The 11,098-nt window shown below is 34.2% G+C and carries 9 protein-coding genes and 2 pseudogenes; 4 read left to right on the forward strand and 7 right to left on the reverse strand.

Annotated elements, in window-relative coordinates; translation table 11 throughout:
• The coding region (locus tag J5Y03_RS08380) for an IS3 family transposase (protein ID WP_209405270.1) at positions 1 to 87 on the forward strand (87 nt) is incomplete at its 5' end.
• 118 nt (positions 88 to 205) lie between these two features.
• Here J5Y03_RS08380 and J5Y03_RS08385 read toward each other — a convergent pair.
• Complete coding sequence (locus J5Y03_RS08385) at positions 206 to 766, reverse strand: class I SAM-dependent methyltransferase (RefSeq protein ID WP_209405272.1); 561 nt, start codon at positions 764 to 766, stop codon at positions 206 to 208.
• Positions 767 to 1,088: 322 nt separating this feature from the next.
• On the opposite strand from J5Y03_RS08385, the gene J5Y03_RS08390 reads away from it, so the two are divergent.
• Together J5Y03_RS08390 and J5Y03_RS08395 are read left to right on the forward strand one after the other, a co-directional pair.
• Positions 1,089 to 2,978, forward strand: a complete 1,890-nt coding sequence (locus J5Y03_RS08390) for a S53 family peptidase (RefSeq protein ID WP_209404542.1) — start codon at positions 1,089 to 1,091, stop codon at positions 2,976 to 2,978.
• Positions 2,979 to 3,298: 320 nt separating this feature from the next.
• Positions 3,299 to 5,011 (forward strand): methyl-accepting chemotaxis protein, encoded by a 1,713-nt coding sequence (locus tag J5Y03_RS08395; protein ID WP_209404545.1) that lies wholly within the window; start codon positions 3,299 to 3,301, stop codon positions 5,009 to 5,011.
• Between the two features lie 142 nt (positions 5,012 to 5,153).
• Here the strand turns inward: J5Y03_RS08395 and J5Y03_RS08400 are convergent.
• The 4 genes and pseudogenes from J5Y03_RS08400 to J5Y03_RS08415 all read right to left on the reverse strand — a co-directional run bounded on the left by J5Y03_RS08400 (position 5,154) and on the right by J5Y03_RS08415 (position 8,298).
• Positions 5,154 to 6,241 (reverse strand): annotated as a pseudogene (locus J5Y03_RS08400) (MFS transporter).
• A 157-nt stretch (positions 6,242 to 6,398) separates the two neighbouring features.
• Positions 6,399 to 7,025 (reverse strand): TetR family transcriptional regulator, encoded by a 627-nt coding sequence (locus J5Y03_RS08405; RefSeq protein ID WP_209404546.1) that lies wholly within the window; start codon positions 7,023 to 7,025, stop codon positions 6,399 to 6,401.
• Positions 7,026 to 7,283: 258 nt separating this feature from the next.
• Positions 7,284 to 7,667, reverse strand: coding sequence for a DnaJ family domain-containing protein (locus tag J5Y03_RS08410; RefSeq protein ID WP_209404548.1), 384 nt, complete (start codon positions 7,665 to 7,667; stop codon positions 7,284 to 7,286).
• Between the two features lie 55 nt (positions 7,668 to 7,722).
• On the reverse strand, positions 7,723 to 8,298 hold the full coding sequence (locus tag J5Y03_RS08415; RefSeq protein WP_209404550.1) for a GNAT family N-acetyltransferase: 576 nt from the start codon (positions 8,296 to 8,298) through the stop codon (positions 7,723 to 7,725).
• Positions 8,299 to 8,519: 221 nt separating this feature from the next.
• Here J5Y03_RS08415 and J5Y03_RS08420 point away from each other — a divergent pair, with 221 nt between their 5' ends.
• The gene (locus J5Y03_RS08420) at positions 8,520 to 9,701 is read left to right on the forward strand and encodes a chromate transporter (protein ID WP_209404552.1); all 1,182 of its coding nucleotides are present in this window, start codon (positions 8,520 to 8,522) and stop codon (positions 9,699 to 9,701) included.
• A 130-nt stretch (positions 9,702 to 9,831) separates the two neighbouring features.
• Here the strand turns inward: J5Y03_RS08420 and J5Y03_RS08425 are convergent, their stop codons facing one another.
• Entirely contained in the window at positions 9,832 to 10,182 is a 351-nt protein-coding gene (locus tag J5Y03_RS08425; RefSeq protein WP_209404554.1) for a YkgJ family cysteine cluster protein, read from the reverse strand.
• A gap of 375 nt (positions 10,183 to 10,557) precedes the next feature.
• Positions 10,558 to 11,005 (reverse strand): annotated as a pseudogene (locus J5Y03_RS08430) (tetratricopeptide repeat protein).
• Positions 11,006 to 11,098: the final 93 nt, after the last annotated feature.

Raw genomic sequence — 11,098 nt, forward strand, 5'->3', positions numbered from 1 at the left:
ACCTATTACAATCATTACAGATACCAATGGAATCTAAAAAAGATGACCCCTGTTCAATACAGAGATCATCTTCTTAAAGTTGCCTAGGCTTTTTTTAATGTCCTTTACAAAGGGTACATTTTATAAGTCCACTAGACACTTTTTACGTTTAATTCTTTATTAGTGTAGTATCTCTTTACAATGTATAATCTCCATACAATTTCAATCAATCTATTTTCATAGCATCCACTATTAATGATACACAGATCAATTCTCCATCTTTATTACGATGATCATAAGGCAAGGAACGGTAAATTACTCCATCTTCAGGCTTCCATGAAACTGCATGAAATTCACCTTGTTCATCGCAATATTCTAGTAGTTTTACTGTAAACCCTGCACTTTCGAACATTGATATAATTGTTTGATAAGAGTAAACAATTTTATGTGATGCCGCTGGATGATCGAGAGGTCCAGGTCCTCCAACTTGAACAACTTTTTGATATTCTTCATTTGGAAAATATGCATCAGGAACAGCACAACGTATATAACCATTTGGCTTCAAAAACTCATAACATATTTTTGCTGCCTCAATTCCTTCTTCAAATGTTAAATGTTCCCATACATGCTCGGCTAAAATAGCAGTTATTGAATCTGGAGAAAACATTTTCTGCCAGTGTTCCTTCTTTAATAAATTTAGCTCATCTTCTTGTGTATACAACCAACCAGGATTATTTATAAATTCTCCAGCTCCAATAACTACTTTTATGTCTTTATCTACAATCATCAAATAACTTCCACTCCTACTATTCATTTGTTCATTATCAAAAAAAAGCATCATCAAAATATGCTCTTCTCTTTCATTGATTAATACTTTCTACCAAACTAGTCAATCCCCTCTAGTATTTAATGTTTTATAAATCGAATTAAAAAAAATGTCTTTTAACATCGAACTTTTCCGAATAAGCAGAATATTATAAATATTTAATTTGTATCTAATGATATTCTCTCTAAAAATAGTATATTTTCATTTTAAATGCTTTGTGTAAACACGAAGTATTTCAGCCACGAGAGTTTTACATAAATAAAATTATTAGGAGGGATTTTTTTTGAAAAATTGGAAAAATAATTTATTGACTGTAGCGGCGGCAAGCTCTCTATTATTTGCCGGCACACCTTCTTTAAAGGTTGCAGCAGAAAAAAATCAAGTAGTTCCACAAGGGACAGGTGCTGCAATTCTTCAAGGAACCAATTATTTTGGCGATATGGATCCAAATGAAGTTGTAACAGTAGATTTTGTCATGAAGCTTCAAAATAAGGATGATTTAGAAAAGTATATTAAAGAAACCGTCACACCAAACTCACCACATTTCCGGAAATACCTCAATGTCAATGAATTTAAAGCAAAATTTTCACCTAGCACAAGCTTTATCAATTCCGTTACCTCTTTCTTAAAAAGCTATGGCATAACTACTAATGTTCATCCCAATAATTTAATTATTACCGCTACTGGAACTGTTGCTCAATTAAATAATGCGTTAAATATAGAATTGCAACATGCTAGTTATAAAGGAAAAAAAATCCACGCGACTAAGAAAAAACCTGAACTTCCAAAAAAAATAGCAAATAATATTTTATGTATTTTAGGATTAAATAATTATTCAAACCTAGAATCAAGAGCTGTCAAACAACCAGTGGCTTTAGATCCTAATGACGTTCCAAAAGGACCGTTAAGTCTTTTACCAAAAGACCTTCAGAATCATTACAATGTTACTCCTCTTTACCAAAAAGGAGCAACCGGGGCCGGCCAAACAATCGGCATTGTAACATTAGCAGAGTTTAACCCAGACGATGCGTATAAATTTTGGGACAATGTAGGGATCCCTACAAAGCCTAATCGGATTAATGTTTCAGATGTTGACGGAGGATCCGGCTTTAATGGCTATGACGAAACAACACTCGATGTAGAACAATCAGGTGCAATTGCTCCACAGGCTGACATACATGTGTATGTAGGACCGAATACTGATACTGGATTCATCGATGCATTTTCAAAATCAATTAATGATAACGAAGCAAAACAAATTTCTGTTAGTTGGGGGCAAAGTGAACTAAGTATCGACTCTTATGTACAACAACAACTAGAAGCTCCAGAATACGAAGAATCCTTTAATCAATTATTTATGCAAGCAGCTGCGCAAGGGATTTCCATGTTCGCATCAGCAGGTGATGCAGGTGCATACGATGAAACAAGAGGAGAAAATCCAGTATATAAACTTACAACCGACTTCCCGGCTTCAAGTCCTTTCATTACAGCGGCAGGCGGAACGACACTACCTTTCCAATTCCATTCTAGTTCTACAGGAATTGATGTGAAGGTAAGTGAAGAAAGAGCATGGGGATGGGATTATCTTCATGATTATTTCACTGCAAGAAATAGACCTGACGCATTCTTATTCAGTGGCGGAGGAGGAGGTTTCAGCAGCTATTTCAGCACACCAGATTATCAAAAAGGTGTAAGTGGTGTAAATACCTTCTCAGCTGTTGATGAATGGAATATTAGTTCCGATTTATCGAATGCTACATTTAAACAGCCTACGAACGTATCAGGAGTTGGAACAGGAAGAAACGTTCCAGATCTTTCAATGGCTGCAGACCCATACACTGGATACGCTGTTTATTTTAGTGATCCTGGTCAACCTGGGACAAATGCTGGTTTTGCTACGTACGGTGGAACAAGTTTTGTAGCTCCACAATTAAATGGGTTATCAGCTTTAATTAATAGTGCAGACAATACACAAGTAGGTTTCTGGAACCCACAAATTTATCGTTTTGCTGGGCAAGCATCTTCACCTTTTACACCATTAAATAAACAAGGCGCAGATAACGATAATCTATTCTATACTGGAACACCTGGTACTATTTATAATCAGGCAACAGGATTAGGAATTCCTGATGTTACAAAATTAGCGGAACAATTTAAACCTGTAAAAAAATAATATTTTCCTTTTTTAAAAAAGTCGCTTTTTGGCGACTTTTTTTATTTTTATTGGAAAATTATCGAAATTATATCCGATAGAAAGAAAGAAGCTTGGATTCTCTGATTTTCTTTTCAATACTAAACATTAAAATTTTTTTAATAATTTAAAAACTTTTACATACTTCGACTTTTTTACTTTATAATGGAAAATGTTGTAAAATTTGGGATTTGTAATCTAGGAGGACTCATAACTTTAACAAGTAAATCATTGCATAATTATTTAAGGTTTAGAATGAAAATGCTCTCTCTATAGAAAACATGAATTGGAGGTTAGAATATATGAAATTTCTACGTAATATTACAATTGGAAATAAATTAACTGTATTAATTTCTATTGCAGTCATCGCGTTATTTGTAGTAGGCTTTTCTGGCTACAGAAATATGAATACAATGGCGCAAAAATCTAATGATATGTATAAAAGTCATTTATTACCTATATTATGGTGGGGTAAAATAGCAACTAACACTCGAGCTATTGACCAATATACATTAGAATTAATGCTCACAACTGATCCGTCTCTTAATAAAGACTTAAATGATAAAATTTCACAAAATATCCAAGAAGATAGTGATTTATATAATTCTTACAAGAAAATAAAGTTAACTCGTGAAGAAACGAATCTATTAAATGAGTATGAAGCAAATATTGATAAACTTAGAACATCTCGTCAAAATGTATTAGACTTGGCTCTTCAAAATAAAAATACAGAAGCTTATTCAATGTATGTAAATATCGTTAAACCACAGAGACAAGAAGTCGAAAAAACGATTGATAAACTAGTTAGTATTAATCAAACGGTTGCCCAAAATTTAAATAAGCAAAATCAAAGCGATTTAACTAATGCTTCTATATTCCTTATGATAATCATATTAGCTTCAATTACTCTTTGCATTACTGTTGGAATCCTCATAACTAGAATGATTGTAAATCCTGTGAAAGACATTCAAAATTTAATGAAACAAGCCGAGGAAGGCGATTTTACTGTTCAAGGTAACTATCAATCTAAAGATGAAATTGGATTTTTAACAAACTCCTTTAATCATATGATTAACGGTGTAAGAGAAATGATTCACAACATTACTTTTACTTCCCAACAAGTTGCAGCTTCTGCCGAAGAGTTAGCAGCAAGTGCAGAGGAAAGTAGTGCAGCAAATGATGAAATGTCAAGAACGATCCAAGAATTATCTGCAGGCTCTGAAGAACAAGCAAAAGGAACAGAAGAAACATCTAGAATTCTTAATGAGATAGCAGTAAGTGTAAATCAAGTAGCTCAAAGTACTAAATCAGTAACAACAACAGCATTACAAGCTTCGGATAAATCAAGTGAAGGTACTAAAGTAATCGAAACCTCAATAAATCAAATGAATAATATCAATGTTAATGTTACTCAGCTTTCTGATGTAATAAAAAATTTAGGTAGTCGCTCAAAAGAAATTAGTAATATTACAAAAGTAATTTCAGATATCGCTAGCCAGACAAATTTACTTGCGTTAAATGCTGCTATTGAAGCGGCAAGAGCTGGAGAAAATGGCAAAGGTTTTGCTGTAGTAGCTGATGAAGTTCGTAAATTAGCAGAACAATCATCTCAATCATCACAACAAATTTCCGAACTAATTTTTGCAATACAAGAAGAAACTACTGTAGCTGTCAAATCGATGGAAGAAACGGCAAAAGAAGTTAGTGATGGAATTAGTCTTGTAGGAACAGCTGGAGAATCGTTTAAGTTAATACAAAACGCTATACAAGATGTTTCAAATCAAGTTGAGGAAGTATCTGTGGCAATGGAACAAATGTCAGCTGGAGCTGAACAAGTAATCGAAGCAATTAACAAAGTATCTCAAATCGCAGAGGAATCAGCAGCTGGATCACAAACCGTTTCAGCTTCTGCTGAAGAGTTGGCAGCTTCATCTGAAGAAGTCACCTCATCTTCTACGAACTTAGCAAATATTGCAGAAGAGTTACAATCGACAATCAGCAAATTTAAAATATAAAGACTCTTAAATAAAAATCGAGGGATTAGGTCACTGCACCTAATCCCTCTTAATTTTTTAATACCATCTTTTAAATCCAGCAAATACCCTAATTTAATAAGGAATGTTATTCTCTAGAGTTTCTTTTTTCACTCGAAATTATCTATTCCAAAGCAACACTCTCTCCCACTTCTGCTTGATGTTTCCGATTTAAAGATGGCAGTACAAGCCAGTAAAATATACCGACTACCAATAGTAATATTCCGATCAATAGATAAAGTACATCAAGGGTGATCAACTTTGGAAAGGCAAGTGCAATTAATCCAAGGGTAGCAGATTGGCCTAACATCATTAGGGGTTCGATCCATGCGCTGACCCTACCCATATTTTTCGATTCCACTAATTCTGGAAGCCACCCTCCAAGGACAACATTAGCATCCCAAGAAAGATTGTGAAAAGTGAGGAATATAACTGGTAGTGGTCCGGGCTTAGTTTGTATTTCATCGTAAAAATTGGAAGTATAGCAAACACACCATTAACCACACCAAAAATGAGAAATCCAGCGATGATCGAACGAAGTAGTTGATGATTTTTTATATAAAGAAAACCCTCGCCAAAATCAGCCACCATTGAACGAAATTTAAGATCACGTAGATGAATTTTTCCATTCGGCTGACGTACTTCAGGAGAAAAATGACAGGACATTAGTAAAATACCAGAGATGATAAAGCTTATTCCATCAATTATCACAGCCCATTCAATCCCGAGATAATGGTAGGTTAAAGAACCTAACCCCATGCCAAAGAGCATAAATAATCCTGTTATTGTTTGGGTTAATCCAGCAGCTTGAACATACTGCTCTGAACTCATAATGCCTTGTAGTAGACTCATCTCAGCAGGTGCAAAGAATTTTGAAACGGCACTTCGCAGAAATAAAAGCACGAAAGCAGGAATGATCCAGTTCCAATGTACAGCAATCAAGAGGAATACGGATAAGCCAGCTCTAATCCAGTCACTATTGACTGTTATCTGTTTCCGGTCAAGTCGGTCAGCTATGACACCGACAAATAAGAAGACCGCAAGAGTTGGTAAAGAATACATCAGTTCAGCTAAAGTTGCATAATATGGTTGGCTACTAAACCGATCTAGCAGATAAAAAGCAAACGCCATATTCCCTACAACAGTCCCAAGTTGAGAGGCAAATGTCGCAAGAAACATTTTAGTAAACGTGACATTTTTAAATAATTGCATTTTTAAACCTCCACTTTCATATTAATTTTTTTATTAAAGTGAATCTTCCATCAATGGTGTTTTTATTCCCACTGATGGCTAGTTGAACCAATTAGGTTTTACAGGCAGTTTTGATCCACCCTTCTTCTTCTCATCTCTGAATCTAGAGGTGAGGGTCTTACTGCTCTGTGCTGTTTACGCCTAGTAGTAACTTGATATAAGAAATCAACGCATCAATCTGACTTTCTGATTCCGACTTTTCTGAACCAACTGCCATTGCGTGTACCATTATCCCTTCAATATGGGAAGCAATGATTTTCGCAAGGAGCGGTAACGGCATAGTAGGTACGAATTCCCCTTTCTCTACACCAATCTGCATCATCTCTTCTAATTTATCGACGGCTTTCTCAAACCGAAGTGACAAATGTTTTCTACGATTTTCATCACGCCAACCAGTAATGAAGTATTCGTAAAGAGCTGGGGCCATGGATTTTGTAATGGAAGGAAAATCCTTTTTTTGCTCAGTAAAGATCGTTTCAATAACTGGCCATATCTTATGTGAATTTTGAAGTAACTCATTTATCGCCTGAAAGTTTCCTTGATCAAATTTTTCCATAAGCGCTAAGAAAATTTCCTCTTTCGTTTGGAAATAAAGGTAAATCCAACCTCGGCTCATTCCAGTCTCTTCTACAATATCCTTAAGCGTTGCAGGTTCGTAACCAAGGCGAATAAAGACGCGCTCTGCTGCCTCAAGTATTTGCTGCTTTCTTTTTTCTTTCAGTTCTTCCGAAATTTTTGGAGACATAAAGACACCACTTTCTCTGTGAATAAAAAATAAATGAACTGTGTGTCATTATTATAAATGACACGCGATTCATTTTACAAGTTTAAATTTAAAAATATTTCTAAAAATTTCAAAAACTGTTTATTGAATTTACCTTTCTAAATAAAAAAAGAAAGTCTATTCATTTTACAGACTTCCTTTGTTTCAATTTATTATTATTCTTATTACGTCTAGATACAAAAGTTCCAGTTATTAATAATAATAGACTCATTAAGTATTCTATTGTTTCCAAGCTGAGAAAAGGTGTTCAATATTTTCCTTATCTACGTTCATTCTCTGTAGAATAGTAGGACACAGTCGATTATATTTCTTTATTTTCTCGTTAATTAATACTAATTGTTCCTCTACTTCTTTCGGTTTACTATTTGTATGAATCAGTGTAAGACACTTTTCCATTTGTTGATGTATTTCTTTTTGAAGTTTAATCCAATCTGGAAGAAATCCAGCTTCTTTTAATATCCCTGAAAATATATCTCCCTTTAAAACACTTTTAGGAAGAGGCTTTCCAAACCAAGATGGCTTCTCATCTCCAGCATTTTTTTCATAAGTTTTATAGACATCATCCATCCAGTGAATATGTTCATTCTTTTTATCTTCAGACATCAACCTCTCCTCCAACCCATTCATATTATGTTTACTTATATGAGCAATTACTTTATTACATACTAAAGTTATTTAGTTTATAATCTTTTTTACTGCTTTGTTCCCATTCTTCACGTAATAATCCCATTCGAATAGAATCATAGTAAACTCCACCATACAAACGACACTTACGGAGTCTAGCTTCCATCGTCATTCCTAACTTTTCTCCAACTTTGATCATTCGCTCATTACCTGACCATGTTGTATATCCGACTCTTACTAATGGTAAAGTAGTAAACAGATGATCGATCCACAGACTTAAAGCTTTTGTACCGTAACCACCATTCCAATAATTAGGGTTATAAATAACAATCCCCATTTCTAACCAATTCGATGCTTTATGCTCCCAATAATAAATAACAGTTCCGATAATCTTCCCGTTTACCTCAATGATTCGTTGATTATCTTCTACGATCATTTGCGTTGAGCTTTCTACATACTCTTCAAATGGAATTTGGATAAGCTCATAATATGGTGCATCCCACTTTTTCCATTCTGGTGATTTTTCTTTATAGCGAAGTTGCCATAATATAGGTATGTCCACTTCTGTAATTGGTCTAATTACTAAATCTTCAACTGTGTCTTTTATCATTTTTATACACCTCTAAATGGTTCTAATTGTATAAATAAATTCGACATGTTTTTTTATTTCCCCTCTTTCTAGTTGTTTTCAAAACAAATGTAAATGTTTTGTAATTTTCTTTCTCTAGTATTGAAAAAATAAATTTCTACATGTTATCTTGAGATTATTACGTTTTATTAGAAACTTTATTCTGTATAGATAATTAAGTAGTACAACAAAGGATAGATGATATGAAAAAAGTAAACATCAAGGCACTTATAGAAATACTTTTCGTTTCGACTAAACTTGGTTTAACATCATTTGGTGGGCCAATTGCGCATTTAGGATACTTCCATGAAGAATATGTTCGTAGAAGAAAATGGATAGACGAAAAGAGCTATGCCGATTTAGTAGCTTTATGTCAATTCTTACCCGGACCAGCTAGTAGTCAAGTTGGAATAGGAATTGGGGTGTTACGCGGGGGCATTATTGGCGGGGTATTAGCATTTTTAGGTTTTACACTTCCTTCCGTAATTGCACTTATTCTTTTCGCACTTCTTATGCAAGGAACGCATTTAAGTGGAGCAGGCCCGATTCATGGTTTAAAAATCGTAGCTGTGGCAGTTGTAGCACAAGCTATATTAGGTATGGCTCAAAAGTTAGTCCCTGATTTACAAAGAAAGTCAATTGCATTATTCGCTTTAGTTGGCACCTTACTATGGCAAACAGCCTATACTCAAGTCAGTGTCATATTACTTTCTGCTTTAGCAGGTTTTTTGATTTATAAACAACATAATGAAAGTGAAGAATCCAATATACAGTTTCCAGTGTCACGTGGTTTTGCCATTTTTTGTTTAAGTCTATTTTTTGGTTTATTAATTATCCTCCCAATTTTGAGGGGAATATCTTCATCTCACTGGATTGCGATGTTCGATAGCTTTTATCGATCAGGATCATTAGTGTTTGGTGGAGGTCATGTAGTATTACCTTTACTTGAACGCGAATTTGTTCCAACTGGATGGTTAAGTAAAGAAACATTCCTTGCTGGTTATGGAGCTGCACAAGCCGTACCTGGTCCGCTCTTTACATTTGCTGCGTATTTAGGTACTGTTTTCAACGGATGGTTAGGTGGTTTATTCGCCACATTCGCTATTTTCTTACCAGCATTTCTTCTTATCGTTGGTACTTTACCTTTTTGGAATACTTTACGTCATAATCCAAAAATTAAAGGGGCATTAATGGGGGTAAATGCCGCAGTTGTAGGGATATTAATTGCAGCATTTTATAATCCAATCTGGACGAGTTCCATCTTCACATCAATTGATTTTGCTTTCGCAGCAGTATTGTTTAGTATGCTTGTTTATTGGAAATTACCACCGTGGGTTATTGTTATTGTCGGGATCATTGGCGGATGGTTATTGAAATTCCTTTAATATTATTGTAGAAAAGGCTACTTTAAGATAATCTGACCCATTACATAGACTACTAGTAACTATTTTTAAAAACAAAGACTTGAGATATCTTAGTCACAAGTCTTTGTTTTAATATTATCTAAATCACTTATTACTTAAAATCTTTCCAAGTAAAGTCCATTGAGAGAATGCCAACATGTGATTCACTGCTTGTTTGATCTAAATTTTTCGTAGCTAATTCTGGTTTTCGAAAACAAACTAATTCTTTGTAATAACCAAACTTACGGCAAATATCAGGTCTAACAGAATGAATTCCACACCGATCTTTCTCTAAATCATAAAAAATACATGTACCATAATATCTAGTTTGATTTTCTAAATCTGATCTCATTTTAGATGGCATTGATTTTATTTTCTTTTTAATTTTCTTTAGTTCCATTTCAGTCACTGGAACTGGACCACAACACAATCCCTTACAGCCCTGGCATGGTAAAGTTTCCAAAACTATCACCACCTTCAATACAAATATTCATTCTACTAGTTTGCTATTATACTTTTCTTTATCTTTTATGGAGCAAGTTTATTCAACCGTTTTTGATGATAAACCAACCATCTCCACTATCTTTTTGTCTAGCTTAAGAAATATCAGTCAGTCCTATCATTTTATCAGTCATCTCCACCAAAATATCAGTCGTTTCCTGCAATTTATCGGTCATTTTTTCAAATATATCAGTCACTTGCTCTATTTTATCGGTCATCACATTTTATATGGTCCACTTTTCATATTATATGGGCCGTTTCCTCACTTTTATGGTCCACTTTCTCAGTTTAATGGGCCATTTTCAAATATGTCCATCCCTCTTAAAAGGTAAATATGTTACTTAAAAATATCATTTAAGTGATGCTGATAAAAACCAATTGCTTTTTCGAATTTATTTACACCCTCTACTTTTACAACGATTGATAGTAATAACTTCATAGCCTCTTCATATTCTTTTAAATTATATTTCGTCATCGCAAGAAATGTTTTTAATCCATCGTTTTCTTCAAACTTTACTAGAGCCTCGCTGAAAACAACGTTAGCTTTCTCATATTGTCCTGTACAACGTAAGGAGCTACCTAACCCAATGTAACAACCTAGTAAACTATCTCCAGATAATCCTAAAGCGATTGCTTTTTCATAATAAACAATTGCATCTGACTCTAAACCATGAATCGTGAGTCCATGCGCATTGGAAAAATACTTCTGGATTAGTTGAAGTTTCAACTAAATCTAATAGAATCCCCTTCGACTCTTCGTATTTTCCTATTTCCCTGCAATCAATAGCATGTTTTTATTTGTTATCCATCAACAAGCCTCCCCATCCTATTTTTAAAGGTTATAGTAAAAAAGCAAACAAAAAGTACACATAAAATTT

This window comes from Gottfriedia endophytica, assembly GCF_017814275.1.
Lineage (GTDB): Bacteria > Bacillota > Bacilli > Bacillales > Bacillaceae_G > Gottfriedia > Gottfriedia endophytica.